The sequence below is a fragment of the Bifidobacterium eulemuris genome (assembly GCF_014898155.1).
Taxonomy (GTDB): domain Bacteria; phylum Actinomycetota; class Actinomycetes; order Actinomycetales; family Bifidobacteriaceae; genus Bifidobacterium; species Bifidobacterium eulemuris.
In genome coordinates this window covers 363,953-380,341 of the sequence record NZ_CP062938.1, presented here as the reverse complement: position 1 = coordinate 380,341, position 16,389 = coordinate 363,953, and the positions used below count along the sequence as shown (strand labels likewise).

At 62.7% G+C, this 16,389-nt stretch carries 14 protein-coding genes; 5 read left to right on the top strand and 9 right to left on the bottom strand.

Translation table 11 applies throughout. The features are described 5' to 3' along the window. Window positions 1-132: 132 nt before the first annotated feature. Complete coding sequence (locus BE0216_RS01635; RefSeq protein ID WP_094636216.1) at window positions 133-1,614, bottom strand: DUF1846 domain-containing protein; 1,482 nt, start codon at window positions 1,612-1,614, stop codon at window positions 133-135. A 179-nt stretch (window positions 1,615-1,793) separates the two neighbouring features. Next, on the bottom strand, window positions 1,794-2,675 hold the full coding sequence (locus BE0216_RS01630) for an undecaprenyl-diphosphate phosphatase (RefSeq protein ID WP_072726006.1): 882 nt from the start codon (window positions 2,673-2,675) through the stop codon (window positions 1,794-1,796). Window positions 2,676-2,815: 140 nt separating this feature from the next. On the opposite strand from BE0216_RS01630, the gene BE0216_RS01625 reads away from it, so the two are divergent. From BE0216_RS01625 to BE0216_RS01615, 3 genes are all read left to right on the top strand, one after another. Beyond that, complete coding sequence (locus BE0216_RS01625; RefSeq protein WP_094636217.1) at window positions 2,816-3,604, top strand: fructosamine kinase family protein; 789 nt, start codon at window positions 2,816-2,818, stop codon at window positions 3,602-3,604. 132 nt (window positions 3,605-3,736) lie between these two features. Continuing rightward, window positions 3,737-4,393 (top strand): TetR family transcriptional regulator, encoded by a 657-nt coding sequence (locus tag BE0216_RS01620; RefSeq protein WP_143249270.1) that lies wholly within the window; start codon window positions 3,737-3,739, stop codon window positions 4,391-4,393. 5 nt (window positions 4,394-4,398) lie between these two features. After that, window positions 4,399-5,046: a transmembrane-type terpene cyclase gene (locus BE0216_RS01615; protein WP_211279901.1), complete on the top strand. Its 648-nt coding sequence runs from the start codon at window positions 4,399-4,401 to the stop codon at window positions 5,044-5,046. An 83-nt stretch (window positions 5,047-5,129) separates the two neighbouring features. On the opposite strand, the gene dnaJ is transcribed toward BE0216_RS01615, so the two are convergent. Further along, entirely contained in the window at window positions 5,130-6,275 is a 1,146-nt protein-coding gene (gene dnaJ, locus BE0216_RS01610) for a molecular chaperone DnaJ (RefSeq protein ID WP_094636219.1), read from the bottom strand. 68 nt (window positions 6,276-6,343) lie between these two features. Then, the gene (hrcA, locus tag BE0216_RS01605; RefSeq protein WP_094636220.1) at window positions 6,344-7,549 is read right to left on the bottom strand and encodes a heat-inducible transcriptional repressor HrcA; all 1,206 of its coding nucleotides are present in this window, start codon (window positions 7,547-7,549) and stop codon (window positions 6,344-6,346) included. A 278-nt stretch (window positions 7,550-7,827) separates the two neighbouring features. Between hrcA and tkt the strand changes: the two genes are divergently transcribed. Continuing rightward, window positions 7,828-9,927, top strand: coding sequence for a transketolase (gene tkt / locus BE0216_RS01600; RefSeq protein ID WP_094636221.1), 2,100 nt, complete (start codon window positions 7,828-7,830; stop codon window positions 9,925-9,927). 87 nt (window positions 9,928-10,014) lie between these two features. Next, window positions 10,015-11,118, top strand: coding sequence for a transaldolase (gene tal, locus BE0216_RS01595; protein WP_072725995.1), 1,104 nt, complete (start codon window positions 10,015-10,017; stop codon window positions 11,116-11,118). Window positions 11,119-11,291: 173 nt separating this feature from the next. Here the strand turns inward: tal and BE0216_RS01590 are convergent, their stop codons facing one another. From BE0216_RS01590 to BE0216_RS01570, 5 genes are all read right to left on the bottom strand, one after another. Then, window positions 11,292-12,863 (bottom strand): aminotransferase class I/II-fold pyridoxal phosphate-dependent enzyme, encoded by a 1,572-nt coding sequence (locus BE0216_RS01590; protein ID WP_169714246.1) that lies wholly within the window; start codon window positions 12,861-12,863, stop codon window positions 11,292-11,294. Between the two features lie 54 nt (window positions 12,864-12,917). Further along, a complete protein-coding gene (locus BE0216_RS01585) occupies window positions 12,918-13,754 on the bottom strand; it encodes an HAD family hydrolase (RefSeq protein ID WP_094636222.1) in 837 nt (278 codons plus the stop codon). Between the two features lie 132 nt (window positions 13,755-13,886). Further along, entirely contained in the window at window positions 13,887-14,135 is a 249-nt protein-coding gene (gene secG / locus BE0216_RS01580; RefSeq protein WP_072725989.1) for a preprotein translocase subunit SecG, read from the bottom strand. 103 nt (window positions 14,136-14,238) lie between these two features. Beyond that, window positions 14,239-14,577, bottom strand: a complete 339-nt coding sequence (locus BE0216_RS01575; protein WP_094636447.1) for a winged helix-turn-helix transcriptional regulator — start codon at window positions 14,575-14,577, stop codon at window positions 14,239-14,241. 28 nt (window positions 14,578-14,605) lie between these two features. Beyond that, window positions 14,606-16,225 (bottom strand): peptide ABC transporter substrate-binding protein, encoded by a 1,620-nt coding sequence (locus tag BE0216_RS01570; RefSeq protein ID WP_404801800.1) that lies wholly within the window; start codon window positions 16,223-16,225, stop codon window positions 14,606-14,608. Between the last annotated feature and the right edge of the window lie 164 nt (window positions 16,226-16,389).

Genomic DNA, 16,389 nt, shown 5'->3' with positions numbered 1-16,389 from the left:
CTGGCTTGTCCGGACCTGTCCGGCGATGCCGTCGCTTCTCGCGACAGACCACATCCCGATGCGGGAGCAAGCCTACTCCTATTCCGATATGCCCAGAAAAGGCGTTCAGTATGTTCTGCGCGGTTCGCGCGTTTAACGGTGGTACAAGGCGTGACGCTCGTATTTGGGCTCGCAGCACACATTGATGCCCAGCTTGCGGTAGATCTGCTCGTCGATAGCCGAAATGATCACCGAGAAGAACGCGTCGCAGCCGCGCAGCCGCTCAAGCGCGGCGAGGGTGCGCGCGGCGTCCTCGCTCGTCGCGCTGGTGATCGACAGTGCGATCAGGGTCTCGTCGGAGTGCAACCGCGGATTCTTGCTGCCCAGCTGGCGGGTTTTCAAACGGCTGATGGGTTCGATGGCGTCGTTCGAGATGACCTCGAGCTCCATATCCACGCCGGCGACCGCCTTGAGGGCGTTCATGAGCAGCGAGCTCGCGGCACCCAGGCGTGTGGACGTCTTGCCCGTCACCACGGTGCCGTCGGGCAGGATCATGGCACCCGCCGGAGCGCCCGTGGTCTCCTCCTTGAGCAGGGCGGCTGAGCGGGCCGGCGAGAAATCCTTATCCACGCCCGCTTTCTTCATGATCAGCTTGAGCTTGTCGACCTGCTCGCCGCCCACACCCGTGCGCTTCAGGTTCACGGCGGTCTGGAAGTAGCGGCGCACGATCTCCATCTTGGCGGCCTCACGGCAGGCGTCGTCGTCCACGATGGCGTATCCGGCCATGTTCACGCCCATGTCGGTGGGGCTCTGGTAGGGGCTCTCCCCCTGGATCCTCTCCATCATGGCGCGCAGCACCGGGAACGCCTCGACGTCGCGGTTGTAATTCACCGTGGTCTTGCCGTATGCCTCCAAGTGGAAGGGGTCGATGATGTTCGCGTCGCTGAGGTCCACCGTGGCGGCCTCGTATGCGATGTTGACCGGATGGTTCAGCGGCAGGTTCCAGATGGGGAAGGTCTCGAACTTGGCGTAGCCGGCGTCGATGCCGCGCTGGTGCTCGTGGTAGAGCTGCGACAGGCATGTCGCGAGCTTGCCCGAACCGGGGCCGGGGGCCGTCACCACCACAAGCGGACGCGTCGTGGCGATGTAATCGTTCCTGCCGTAGCCTTCGTCGGACACGATCAGGTCGATATCATGCGGATATCCCTTGATGGGATAGTGCGTGTAGCAGGTGATGCCCAGTTCCTCCAGGCGGCGGCGGAACACGTCGGCCGCGCTCTGGCCGGCGTACTGGGTGAGCACCACGGATCCCACATAGAATCCGTAGCCGCGGAAGATGTCCGTCAGGCGCAGCACATCCTCGTCGTAGGTGATGCCCAGGTCTCCGCGTACCTTGCTTTTTTCGATGTCGTTCGCGTTGATGGCGATGACGATCTCCACGTCGTCGGTCATGCTCTCCAGCATGCGAAATTTCGAGTCGGGGGCGAATCCGGGCAGCACGCGGCTCGCATGGTAGTCGTCGAAGAGCTTGCCGCCGAACTCGAGGTAGAGCTTGCCTCCGAACTGTTCGATCCGCTCGCGGATGTGCTTGGCCTGCAGCTCGATGTACTTATCGTTATCGAATCCCTGGCGCATGTGCGGACTCCCCTTTCGCTCGCGGACGGATGTGTGCGTGAATCGGCTCAGAGTATACCGAAACCTATCACCGTGTCCATGCCCGACGCGCCTTCACTTTAAGAAAAACGCCGCGTTCCCACCGAAACGAATCGGTGAGAACGCGGCGTTCCACGTATATGGCGCGCCGGCGGAATCCGCTACGCCACGGAGGGGTCGATGGCGGGCAGCACGCCGGTGATGAGCAGCAGCGCCACGACCACGGCCAGACCGATGCGGTAGATGGCGAAGGCCTTGTAGGAGAAGGTGCTCACGAACTTCAGGAAGCCGATGATCACGATATACCCCACGATGAAGGCGACGATGGCGGCGGCGATGGTCGGGCCCCAGCCCGGGAACATGCCGGCCTCGCCCGCGGCGACGTCCTTGACGGCGCTGACGGTTTCGAGGATGCCCGCGCCGAACACGGCCGGAATGGCCATCAGGAAGCTCACACGCACCGCGGCCTCACGGGTGTATCCCAGCGCGCGGCCGAAGGTGATGGTGCCGCCGGAACGCGAGACGCCCGGAATCAGGGCGAGCATCTGGCCCACGCCGAACAGCAGCGCGTCCTTCATGGTCATCTGGTTCATGGTTTTGATCTGCTTGGAACGTGCGTCGAACACCCACAGCAGCACACCGAACACGGCGAGCACGGTCACCGTGATCCACAGGTTGCGCAGCGAGGTCTCGATCATATCCTTGAACAGCAGGCCGGCCACCAGAATCGGCAGCGTGCCCACGATGATGAACCAGCCCATCTGCGTGTCGCGGTCCTTCGCGCCCAGACGGCTTTTCCAATCCTTGCCGTCCTTGCCGAACAGGCTGCCGAACCAATGGGTGAGAATGCGGATGATGTCATGTCGGAAATACAGGATCACCGCCAGCTCGGTGCCCAACTGGATGATGGCGGTGAACGCGGCGCCCGGATCCGAGCCGATCATCAGATCGCCGATGATACGGATATGCGCGCTCGACGAGACCGGCAGGTATTCGGTCAACGCCTGCACCAGTCCCAGAATAATCGCCTGAAAGAAATTCATAGCCCCTCTTCAAGTGCTCGATGATGTTCTTGCCGACCCCAGCCTACTCAAGGGGGTCTAAGAATGGAATCATCGGACTTCTTGTCTTGCACAATGCCCACAATAAAAGCGGTTTTTACGGATGGAAGCAAGGAGCGGTTATGGCGAAATATCGCAAAAGCAGGGCGTTTTCCCCGGCGGGGTTCTTCGAATGCGAAGGCAAGGGGCTCAAATGGTTGGGCGCGGCCCGTGCACAGGGCGGTCCGCGTGTGGCCGAGGTCTACGGTTGGGGCGACGGCCATCTCGACATCGAACGCATCGCGGCGACCTCCCCCACCGCGCAGGCAGCCACCGCGTTCGGCGCGGCGCTCGCCCGCATGCATGACGCCGGCGCCGAGTATTTCGGCTCCGCGCCCGAAGGGTATGATGGCGTGTGCTATTTCGGCCCGTTGCAGGATCCCGTGCCGATGGACACCGGCGAATGGACCGATCCGATCAGCTATCTGGCCGAAGGGCGACTGCTGCCCATGGTCGAGATGGGCATCCGCCGCGGCACGCTCGACCGCGGAGACCTGGAACTCACCCAGCGTGTGATCGACGCGCTGCCGGACATCATGGGACGCGCGGCCGACGACAAACCGGCCCGCATCCACGGCGACCTGTGGAGCGGCAACGTGATGTGGACCGCCGATACCGGCGAGACCGAGGCCGTGCTCATCGACCCGGCCGCGCACGGCGGCCACCGCGAGGAGGATCTCGCCATGCTGCATCTGTTCGGCATGAGCTATCTGACGCAGATCATCGAAGGCTACCAGTCCGTGCATCCGCTCAAAGCCGGCTATCAGGAACGCACCACCCTGTGGCAGCTCTACCCCATCGCCGGCCACTGCGTGTTCTTCGGCGGCGGCTACGTGAGCGAATACCGCGCCATGTGCCGCTCCCTGCTGTGATCGGCGGAGTTGCATGATGGCAAGCCGGCCTCCCCATTTCGCAGGAGGCCGGCTTTTTTATGCGTCCCGCGGTTATGCCGATGGGTATGAGCGGCATCCGCGAAGCGGTGGTTTTTCGTTCGACAAGAAACGTTGACAGATGTAAAGTATGGTGGTAGCCTGAAGCCCACATTGACAGATGTCAACGTTATTGGAGACGATAGGCGGAAAGGTCGAATGAGCAGATACGAAGGCGATAACAGTACGGCGTTGCGCTCGCAGGCATGGCTTGCGGAGGCGCTCGAAAAACTGATGCTGGAGAAGCCCTATGGCAGGATCTCGGTGGGCGACATCTGTGCCCGTGCGCAACTTTCCCGCCAAACTTTCTACAACATGTTCGGCGACAAAGACGAGGTGCTCCACTATTGTCTGCGAAGCGCGTATGAGGAGCGTTTCCGATCGATCTGCGCGCTGGACGCGGTTACGATCGACGACATCGTGGATGGTTTCGTCTCCGTGGTGGAGTCCAAGCGCGATGTGCTCAAAGCGATGGTCGACAATCGCTTGACCGGTATCGTGTTTGAGGAGATATCCGCCTGCGTCGCGCTTTTCGCCGGCAGGTTCGTACGGGAGGACGAGCGGACCGATCTGTTCCCCTACAGCGAGGCGATGCTTGCCGGCGCCATCGCCCAGATGTTGGTGCTGTGGTTTCAACGCGATGATTCGGTGGGAACCGATGAACTCGCTTCGCTGCTGAAAGACTTCATGAACGGACGGGTGTATCAAATCACTTCGGAGCGGAAAGGATAGAGGCCATGGAGATGCTCAGACTCGTTCTGGTGGCCATCAGCGGCGTCTGCTGGTCGGCGGTGTACATCGACAGCATCCGCATAGGATTCAGGCAAAAACTCTGCGCTATGCCCTTGTTCGCACTGGCGTTGAACATCGCGTGGGAAGGCATCTATTCGGGGCTCGACTTTTTCGTGCGCGGCGAGATCAGCGCCCAGGCCGTCGCCAACGCCGCCTGGTTCCTTCTGGACATCGCCATCGTGGTGACGTACTTCAAATTCGCGAGGTCGGAGTGCACAACCGATGCGGAACGCCGGTTCTTCGTGCCATGGTCGGTGCTCGTGTTCGCCAGCTGCCTGGTTCTGCAGCTGCTGTTCGTCGTGCAGTTCGGAGACGTGGAAGGCGAGAAATACTCGGCCTTCCTGCAGAACCTGATTATGAGCGTCTGCTACCTGTACATGCTGCGCGATCGCGGCGGCTCCCGTGGCCAGTCGATGCTGATCGCCGTAAGCAAATGTGTCGGAACGCTGACGCCCACGATCATCGGAGGTATGGAAGGCAACCTGTTCATTGTGGTGACGGGAATCATCTGCTTCATCTTCGACGCGATCTATATCGTCGCGCTGCGATGCGTCCGACGCGGAGAGATCGCGCGCGAACCTGCGGAATCGTAAAAAACGGACGGTTCCGTTCCGAGACTTCATGTCGTGAAGCGGAACCGCCCGGTCGTTTTTTATCCTCTGGCCTTGGGAATCCGTCAGCTCAGAGCGTCCTTGAGTTTGGAGAAGAAGCCCTTTTTGGATCCCGTGACGGAGGGGCGCGAGGATTGCGCCACATGCGAGGCGTCGGCGTCGTGGCTGGCGGCGAACTGCTCCATCAGCGCGCGTTCCGAATCGGACAGCTTGGTGGGCACCTGCACGGCCACATGCGCCACGAGGTCGCCGCGCTCGTCCGACTGCCGCATGCGCGTCACGCCCAGGCCCTTGATCGTGACCGTATCCTCGGGCTGGCATCCGGCGGGCACGGAGATGGTCTGCTGGCCGTCGAAGGTGTCGATGGTGAGGTCATGGCCGAGCACCGCCCAGCTCATCGGCACCTGGATCCAGCAGTGCAGATCGTCGCCGTCTCGTGTGAACTGCTTGTCGGCGCGGATATGCACGTCGACGTACAGATCGCCGGCCGCGCCGCCGCCCTCGCCCACCTCGCCCTGATTGGCCAGACGCAGACGGGAGTTGTCGTTGATGCCGGCGGGCACCGTCACGCCGACGTTGCGTGTGGTGCGCACGCGGCCGTGGCCCATGCAGCTCGGGCAGGGATTGTTGATCACGGTGCCGTGGCCCTCGCAGCGCTCGCAGGGGGCGGAGGTCATCATCTGGCCGAGCATGGTGCGCACGACCTTCTGACGGAAGCCCTGGCCATTGCAGTCGGGGCAGGTGGTCGGCTGCGCGCCGTTGCTCGTGCCCGCGCCGGAGCATTCCTGGCACAGGGAGAAGGTGTTGATCCTCACATGCGCGGTGCCGCCGAACACGGCCGTCCTCAGATCGATGCTGGCGCTCGCCAGCGCGTCACGGCCGGGCTGGGTGCGCGGAACGGGGCCGGAGGTGCCTCCTCCGAACGCCCCGCCGAAGAACTGTCCGAAGATGTCACCCATATCCCCCATGTTGGAGAATCCGCCGAACCCGCCGGCGTTGGGGTTGTTCGGGTCGACGCCCTGGTCGTACATGCGCCGCTTGTCGGGGTCGGACAGCACCTCGTAGGCGTTGTTCACCTCTTTGAACTTGTCCTCGAATTCGGGGCCGGCGATGTCGGGATGGTATTTGCGGCTGAGCTTGCGATATGCCTTTTTGATCTCGTCGTCGCTGGCGGCGCGATCCACGCCCAGCGTCTCGTAGTAATCTGCCACAGATCGTGTCCTTCTGTTCGTTCCGTTATGCCGTAAAGTACCGCGGGATATTGTGCCACAAGGCGGGGTCAGTCACCATCATCCCCATGGGCGAGCGACGCCGTCAGATAGCGTGCGACCGCCTGGACGGCCGCTATGGTGGCGGCGTAGTCCATATGGGTCGGCCCGATGGACCCCACGAACGCCACCGGTTCCGCGTCGTTCTGCCCGATATCGTCCGTCTGTACGGCATGCTCGTCGTATGCCGTGTGCCGGTCGATCATATCGCCGCTTTGTTTCGACGTCCTCGAGGGATTCATGTCACTGTTGCGGCGATCGGGGGAACTTCCGTCGGCGGCGTCGTGGTCTTCCCCGCCACCGGTCCGCGTTTTGGTCTGCCCGTATCCGCTGGCGACCACCGAGGCGTGCAGCAGTCCGGGCGTATGCGTTTCCGAACCGATCGCCACGCCGACGCCGTCATGCCTCGGCATCGCGCTCATCAGCCGCATCAGCATCACCTGCTCCTCCAGCGCGTCGAATAACGGCGCCAGATCGTCGATGGCGGCATGCTGCTGCGCCAGGCGGGACGTGCCGGACATATACAGCTCGTTGGTGCGCTCGCTGTCGGCCATGTTCTCGAAGGCTTGGGCCAGCGATTCCGCCAGCGGCGACAGTTCCTTCCATTGCGCCATGGCGGCCATGGAACGCGCCTTGCGGGCCGCCGCCATCAGCGGCAAAGACGCGGCTTCGGCGTTCACCGCGTTGGTGAACCGTGCGGCGGCGTCCTGTTCGGGCATGGGGTTGACCACGATCGTATGCTGCGCCACGCGGCCGGTGTCGGTGATGACGACCGCCAGCAGCGTGTTCATGGCCACCGGCACAAGCTCGACATGGCGCAGGGTGGATTTCGCCAGAGAAGGGGCCGCGACGACGGCGACCTGGCCGGTGATCTCGGATAAGAGCCGTGCGGCGCGCCGCAGGGTGTCCTGCAGACTGACCGAGCCGGAGAGAAAACTGTCGATGCCGCGTCGCTGCGCGGCGGACAGCGGCACCACCGTGGCCAGACGGTCCACGAAATAACGGTAGCCCTTTTCCGTGGGCACTCTCCCTGCGGAGGTGTGCGGCTGGATCAGATAGCCCTCGTCCTCAAGCGCGGCCATATCGTTGCGGATGGTGGCCGAGCTGACGCCCAGATCATGCTGTTTGGTCAGCGCGGACGATCCGACCGGCTCCTGGGAGCGAATGTAATCCTCGACCACGGCGCGCAACACTAGCATGCGTCGCGATTGCGTCATGCGCGCCTCCTTCGTACCGTCGATCCCGCTCTTGGTCTTTCGACCATTGTATTGGCACTCGGTGCCTATGAGTGCTAAGTACGCTTGTGGATTAACCCGTGGAGAATCAAGTCAAACGGAATGTGAGCGCTAACGAAACAGAAGCTACCAAAACACGCTCAAAATACAACACGGTGTCTGCTCGAATGGGTAGCATGATAGAGCAATGTGAGGGCGAATCTGCCCGGCACAAAGCCGGTGACAGGCCGCCCGAATTATTGGAAGGAAAGTTGACACCTATGACTGAATTCAAGGAGACCGAACTGGACAAGCGCGCCATCACGATGGCCAAGGTCCTCTCGGCCGATGCAGTCGAGAAGGCGGGCCACGGCCATCCCGGCTCCCCCGTCTCGCTGGCTCCCATCGCCTACACCCTCTACCAGCACTTCATCAAGCACGATCCGACCGATCCCAACTGGGAAGGCCGTGATCGCTTCATCCTTTCCGGCGGCCACGCCTCCCTCACGCAGTACGTCCAGCTGTACCTGTCCGGCTACGGCCTGACCCTGGACGACCTCAAGAACTTCCGCGGCGGCGCCGAGACCCGCACCCCGGGCCACCCCGAGTATGGCCTGACCCCGGGCATTGAGATGACCACCGGCCCGCTGGGCCAGGGCGTCGCCTCCGCCATCGGTTTCGCCTACGGCCAGCGTTTCGAGCGCGGCCTGCTCGATCCGGAGGCTCCGGAGGGCACCTCCCCGTTCGACCACAACATCTGGGTCATCTGCGGTGAAGGCGATATCGAAGAGGGCATCTCCGGCGAAGCCGCCTCCCTCGCCGCCAACCAGCAGCTCGGCAACGTGACCGTGATCTTCGACGCCAACCGCATCCAGATCGAAGGCGACACCAACCTGGTGCTCGCCGAGGATGTGCTCAAGCGCTACGAGGCCTACGGCTGGTACACCGACGAGTTCAGCTTCATCCAGCCCGACGGCTCCTACGTGGAGGACGTCGACGGTCTGGCCGCCGTGATCGAGAAGGCCCAGCAGGCCGCCCCGAACCAGCCGAAACTGATCAAGGTCGACACCCTGATCGCCTGGCCCGCCCCGGGCAAGACCAACGATCCCTCCGCCCACGGCTCCAAGCTCGGCGCCGAGGCCGTCGCCGGCATGAAGAAGCTCCTCGGCTACGATCCCGAAGAGAACTTCCACGTCGACGAGGAGGCCCTCGCCCACGCCCGCAAGGTCGCCGACCGCGGCCAGGAGGCCCACAAGGCCTGGGACGAGCAGTACAACGCCTGGCGTGAGGCCAACCCGGACAAGGCCGCCCTGTACGACCGCATCAAGGCCGGCGAGCTGCCCGAAGGCTTCGACAAGGCCATCGACGAGGCCGTCGCCTCCTTCGAGGTCGGCAAGGGCGTCGCCACCCGTGGCGCCTCCGGCACCGTGCTCAACGCGATCGCCGCCGTCATGCCGGAACTCTGGGGCGGCTCCGCCGACCTCGGCGGCTCCAACAAGACCGATCTCAAGGGCGCGGCCACCTTCGCCCCCGAGGAGTGCGCCACCAAGCAGTGGCCGGTGTGCAACAAGTACGGCCGTCAGCTGCACTTCGGCGTGCGCGAGTTCGCCATGGGCGCCATCACCAACGGCATCCTGCTCGGCTCCCACACCCGTCCGTTCGGCGGCACCTTCTTCATGTTCTCCGACTACGAGCGTCCGGCCGTGCGTCTGGCCGCCCTGATGGAGATTCCGAACCTGTACGTGTGGTCCCACGACTCCGTCGCCGTCGGCGAGGACGGTCCGACCCACCAGCCGATCGAGCACCTTGCCTCCTTCCGCGCCATCCCGCAGCTCGAGGTCGTGCGTCCGGCCGACGCCATCGAAACCGCCGAAGCGTACCGCGCCTTCTTCGAGAAGGACAACACGCTGCCGGCCGCGATGATCCTGACCCGCCAGGGCGTTCCGGTGCTCGCCGAAACCGCCGCCAAGGCCAAGGAAGGCGTCAAGAAGGGCGGCTACGTGCTGGTCGACACCGAGGGCACCCCGGATGTGATCATCATGGCCACCGGCTCCGAGGTCCAGTGGGCCGTCGCCGCCGCCAAGACTCTGGCCGATGAGGGCGTCAAGGCCCGCGTCGTCTCCATGCCGTCCGTCGAATGGTTCGAGGAGCAGAGCGACGAGTACAAGGAGTCCGTGCTCCCCGCCGCCGTCAAGGCCCGCGTCTCCGTCGAGGCCGGTCTGGCGATGCCGTGGTACAAGTACCTCGGCTCCTACGGCAAGCCCGTCTCCATCGAGCAGTTCGGTCTGCAGGGCGATGGCGCGCAGAACATGATCGACCTCGGCATCACCGCCGAGCATGTCGTGGAAGCCGCCAAGGCCTCCATCGCCGCCGCCAAGTGACCTCATCGAGGGCGTCATCGCAAGGTGACGCCCTCCCCGTGTCCACACATAAGTTTTATTCCATAACGGAATAGTTAAGGAGAAATAATGACCGCAGCAACTCAGCGCACGTCCGATTCCGGCGTTTCGATCTGGCTGGACGACCTGTCCCGCACCCGCATCGAGTCCGGCAACCTGCAGGAGCTCATCGCCGAGAAGAACGTCGTCGGCGTGACCACCAACCCCTCCATCTTCCAGAAGGCCCTGAGCCAGGTCGGCCCGTACGACGCGCAGCTCAAGGAACTGGGCAAGGTCGACGTCGAGACCGCCATCCGCGAGCTCACCACCACCGATGTGCGCAACGCCACCGACATCTTCCGCGAGATCGCCGAGGCCACCGACTTCGTCGACGGCCGCGTCTCCATCGAGGTCGATCCCCGTCTGGCCCACGAGACCGAGGCCACCGAGGTCCAGGCCGTGGAGCTGTGGGAGAAGGTCAACCGCCCGAACGCGATGATCAAGATCCCCGCCACCCTCGAAGGCCTGCCGGCCATCACCTCCACCCTGGCCAAGGGCATCTCCGTGAACGTCACCCTGATCTTCTCGCTCGAGCGCTACGAGCAGGTCATCGACGCCTACATCGAGGGCATCAAGCAGGCCGACGCCAACGGCCATGACCTCAAGCACATCGGCTCCGTCGCCTCCTTCTTCGTGTCCCGTGTGGATTCCGCCATCGACGCCAAGCTCGAGGAGATCGGCACCGATGAGGCCAAGGCCCTCGAAGGCAAGGCCGCCATCGCCAACGCCCGTCTCGCCTACGAGCTGTTCGAGAAGAAGTTCGCCGAGTCCGCCGACTGGGCCGCCCTCGAAGCCAAGGGCGCCAAGAAGCAGCGTCCGCTGTGGGCCTCCACCGGCACCAAGAACCCGGCCTACTCCGACTGCCTGTATGTGGACGAGCTGGTCGGCCCGTTCATCGTGAACACCATGCCGGAGAAGACCCTGGACGCCCTGGCCGATCACGGCAACGGCGCTCCGACCATCGCCGGCACCTATGAGGAGAGCCACGCCATCATGGACAAGCTCGCCGAGCTGGGCATCGACTTCAAGGCCGTCACCGACAAGCTTGAGGCCGACGGCGTCGCCGCCTTCATCAAGTCCTGGGATTCGGTGCTCGCCGACGTCCAGGCCGGCATCGACCGCGTCAACGGCTGAGACCGCTCGCTAGCCTCACGCTAGGATAAGACGAATGGCCCCGCACTTCACGGTGCGGGGCCATTCTCGTCTTCGAATTACAACGCTTTAACCACCTGCGGATTTAGTGGCCCGAAAACCGCATAATGGCGTTGTTTAATCGGTTCGGGTGGTTAAATCGTTGTCAATCGGACTCATACCTGCCGGTAGTAGCTGAGGAAGTCGCCGATCTCTCCTATGGTCTCGCGCAGCATGCCCATGCGCGGCAGGTAGACCACACGGAAGTGGTCTGGGCTCTTCCAGTTGAACGCGCCGCCATGGCTGATGAGAATATGCTTGTCGTGCAGCAGATCCAGCGCGAACTGCTCGTCGGAGTGGATGTTGAACTTCTTCACGTCGAGTTTGGGGAAGATGTAGAAGGCCGCCTTCGGCTTGACCGCCGTGACGCCGGGGATCTCGTTGAGCATGTCGTACACCAGATCGCGCTGGTCGTGCACGCGGCCTCCCGGCACCACATAGTCCTTGACGCTCTGGTGGCCGCCCAAGGCGGTCTGCACGATGGACTGCGCCGGCACATTCGAGCACATGCGCATATTGGCCAGCATGGTGAGGCCTTCGATATAGTCCTTGGCGATGCGTTTGTTGCCCGACAGAATCATCCATCCCACGCGCCATCCGGCGATCATATGCGATTTCGACAGGCCGGAGAAGGTCACGCAGAACAGGTCGGGGGCGAGCGACGCCGTGGAGATGTGCTCCAACCCGTCCATGACGAGGCGGTCGTAGATCTCGTCGGAGAAGATGATGAGCTGGTGCTCGCGCGCCAACTGCACGATCTGCTCGAGGATCTCCTTGGGGTAGAGCGCGCCGGTCGGATTGTTCGGATTGATGATGACAATCGCCTTGGTGCGGTCGGTGATCTTGGAACGCATGTCGTCGATATCGGGGAACCATTCGGATTCCTCGTCGCAGGTGTAATGCACGGCGGTGCCGCCGGCGAGGTTCACGCAGGCCGTCCACAGCGGATAGTCTGGAGAGGGCACGAGCACCTCGTCGCCGTCGTCGAGCAGGGCGGACAGCGACAGGTTGATCAGCTCGCTTACGCCGTTGCCGGTGTAGATGTCCTCGATGGTCACGTTGGGAATATGCTTGAGCTGCGCGTACTGCATGATGGCCTTGCGCGCGGAGAACAGGCCCTTGGCCGGCGAATAGCCCTCGGTTTCGATCAGCTGTTGCGCCATGTCGTACACCACCTCGTCCGGGGTGCGGAATCCGAACGGTGCCGGATTGCCGATGTTCAATTTGAGGATATGCGTGCCCGCAGCCTCCATGCGCATCGCCTCGTCGGCGACCGGTCCGCGCACGTCGTACAGCACGTTGTCGAGCTTGTGGGATTTGCCGAAGGTACGCATGTGAGCCGCTCCTTGCAGTGAGGGGGATGGATTGGATCGGGTTGATCGGGTTGATCGGTTGACGGATGAGTTTGTTGATGCGTCCGAACCGGACTGATCGTCGTCCGGCTTCGCCTTCGCGGGGAGTCCGTCGCCACCCGCTCCACGCAGCCAGTCCGCGCTGACCTCAAGCGTGTCGGCGAGAAAGTTCAACGTCTCCTCGCGCGGTACGGTCTTCCCTGCGACATATTGGCTGACGTGGCTTTTGCCGAGGCTGAACCCCGCGGCTTGCGCGGCCCTCACGATATCGACCTGTTTGAAGCCGTGTCGCTCCATGGCTTCGCGCAAACGCTCCGCGAATATTGAACTCGACATCGCACCTCCAACCAGAAGTTCAATTTGTTTTGAACACTGGTTCAAAGTGTAGCACTAGTTCAGCATATGATGTTCAATCCACTGGGAGACGCCGTCCTCGTCATTCGCGGGGCAGATTTCGTCGGCCACCTGCAGCACCTTCGGATCGGCGTTCGCCACGGCCACTCCCCTGCCGGACGCGCGCAGCATCTCGATGTCGATCAGATCGTCGCCGAAACTCGCGGTGGCCTCCAGCGGCACATCCATCCGTTCACACAGCAGACGCAGGGCATGCTCTTTGTTGGCCAGAGGATTCATCAGCATCCACATCGTCCCCTCGGAGATGCTCACGTCGAAATCCGGAGGGATCAGCCGCCTTAAGGTGGTCCACTGCTCGGGTTCGGGAAAGATGATGAGCTTGTCGGCCACACCGTCGGGCACGTCGGTGAAATCGGTGAACCGCCAGGTCTGCGTCTTCCAGTACACGCTCACGTCGAAATTCGTGTAGCGCACGTCATCCATAACGATGCCGAGTTTGAGGTCGCCGCCCAATTCGTCAAGCAGGAACCGACACACCTCGCAGGCGCGGCGCGAGGAGAATCCGATTTTCAGCAGATGCCCGTCATCGGGAATCCGCCCGCTGGTGAGCAGATCGTAGTCGGATTCGCCGGGGCGAAAGTCGATCAGCGCGCCGTTGAGATAGATATAGGCGTCCACCGGAAGCTTCCGTGCGAACTCGTATCCGGTGCTCACCGGGCGTGCGGTGGCGATGGCGAAGGCGTATCCCGCATCATGGGCGCGGTTGATCACATCCACCGTGCGTTGGGTGATGAACCGCTCCTCGAAGGTGGGGGCGGTGTGCAGCAGGGTGCCGTCCAGATCGGCGACCAGCAGACGTGTCGTTTCGCTCATCTCATCTCCTTATGCGGGCCGTGCGCGCGTCGCGTGCCGCGCTCCGGGCCTGCGGTTGCGTGGCCCCTTGGATTCCCAAAAGCAATCGCCCCATGACCGTGTCGATCATGGGGCGATTGGCTCTACGATATCTCAGACGAGATCGAACTTCGTCATCAGACCGAGGGCGATGATGATCGCGACCCACAGCAGGGCGATGATCACGGTCCAACGGTTCAGGTTCTTCTCGGCCACGCCGGAGGTGCCGGCGTTCTGGGTCAGTCCGCCGCCGAACATGTCGGACAGGCCGCCGCCCTTGCCGCGATGCATGAGGATGAGCAGGGTCAGCAGGCAGCTGAGTATGACGACGATGATCTCCAGGGCGAGCTTAAGAGCGGTCACGGGTTACCTCCGATTCGAATGACACTGTGCAATAGCATAACGCCGACACTGAACAACGTCGGTATCGACGCGCTTCTCGTCGCGGTTTCGCGTGGTATGCGGCTTACGACGCATGCCGGTCGAGATACGCCTTGTAGGCGGTCCCCCACTGTTCCATGGCCTTGATGATCGGGCGCATGGCGTTGCCGATATCACTCATGGCGTACTCGGTGTGCGGAGGGATCTCCGGATACACCGTGCGGGTGATCAGCCCGTCCGCCTCCAACGAGCGCAGACTGTCGGTGAGCACTTTGCGGCTGATGCCGTCGAGGTCGCGCAGCAGTTCGTTGAACCGCCAGGGGCGCTGCATCAGATTGCGCAGGATCAGCAGTTTCCATTTGCTGCCGATGAGCTGCACGGTGGTGGCGACCGGGCACGCCGGCATCTCCTCTTTGGTGAGCATCGCAGCCTCCGTATCCGTTTTCGACATGTTATTTGGTGATGGCTTCATAGACGGGAATGTTCTTGAAGTCGATCTCCACGTTATCCACATCCTTAGCATAGACGCCGGAGACATTGCCGTACCACAGCGGGATGGCGGGCAGATCGCGCAGCAGGATCTCCTCGCTTCGCTGGTAGAGCGCCTGCGCCTCCTCTTCGCTGCCCGCGCTGGCCGCCTGGTCGATCAGCGCGTCGAATTCGGCGTTCTTGTAGTCCACGTCGTTGCGGCCCAATCCGTCCGCGGCGGACGAGGCGTATTGGCGGGCGAGATAGTTCTCCATGGACGGGTAGTCGGGCGTCCACGCGCGGCGGAATGCGGTGGTGATGGCGCGGTCGGACACCTCCTGCAGCAGTTCGCTGAAGGTGGCGATGGGATTGCCCGAGGCCTCGATGCCCAGCACGTTCTTGATGGAGTTGCATACGGCGTCCACCCAGATCTTGTTGCCGGCGTCGGCGTTGTAGGTGAGGGTGAATTCGCCGCTCCATTCGCTGATCGCGTTGGCCTGCTCCCATAGTTCGCGCGCTTTGTCGGGATTGTAGTCGAGCACGTCGCTGCCTTCGAGCTCGTCGGAGTAGCCGGGAATGCGCGGTGAGGTGAAGTCGGTGGCCGGGGTGACGCGTCCGTCGTAGATCTTCTCGTTGATGGCGTCGCGGTCGATGGCCATGGAGATGGCTTGTCGGCGCAGGCGCCCCTCCTCGTCCCATCCGAAATGCTCCGCCGTGGCGGGGATCGAGAACATGGAGATGCCGGAGCCCGGCTGCGAGTACGCGTTGAGGTTCTCTTCGTTTTGGAAGGTGTCGAGCGCGCTGTTGGGGATGGAGTCCAACAGGTCGATGTTGCCGGCCTGCGCGTCGGCGTAGGCCGCTTCGGTGTCGGTGTAGATGCGGAATTCGATGCCGCCGTTCCTCACCGTGCGGTTGCCGTGGTAGTCCTCGTTTTTGACGATGGTGATGCTGGTGCCGTGGTCCCATTCCTCGAGTTTGTACGGTCCATTGCCGACCGGGTTCTGCCCGAACGCCTCCGGATCGTCGTAGAAGGATTGAGGCAGCGGATAGTAGGCGTTGACGCCCAGCTTGTTCGGGAATGCGGAATCCGGCTTCGACATGGTCACACGCAGCGTCAGATCGTCGACCACGGTCAGTCCGCTCATCGTCTCGTCGGCGGAGACGTCGTCCCGCTGCAGCTCCTCATAGCCTTCGATGGAGTCGAAGAAGGATGCGTTCAGCTGGCCGTTGGCCGCGTTGGCGGTGTAGTTCCACGCGTCGGCGAACGAGCTTGCGGTGACGGGAGTGCCGTCGGTGAACGTCCAACCGTCTTCCAACGTGATGGTGAATTCGGTGGCGTCCTCGTTCGAGGTGATGCTGGAGGCGATCTCGTTGCGCGTGGTGCCGTCGGGATCGTAGGACACCAGTCCGGCGAACAGCTCATCGACCACGCGTCCGCCGGAGGGTTCGGCGGTGTTGCCGGGCACCAGCGGATTCTGCGGGTCGGTGATGGCCGTGGAGATGATGGGCTCGGTTTCGGTGTTCTGCGTTCCGGCGGCCGAGCATCCTGACAGCGCGATCAAAACCGCGCAGGCCGATGCGATGACGGGAATGCTCCGGTTCATGATGGTGCTCCTTCTCGTTTGCGAATGAATACGTAGGCGAGCATAGGAGCGTAATCAACCTGCCGCTAGTACGAACGTTTAGATTACCTAGTCACAAAAAAGTGACTTTTGACCCGTTCCGCCGTTTTTGATAGTCACCAAAAAGTGCCTACTAGCGGTTTTTG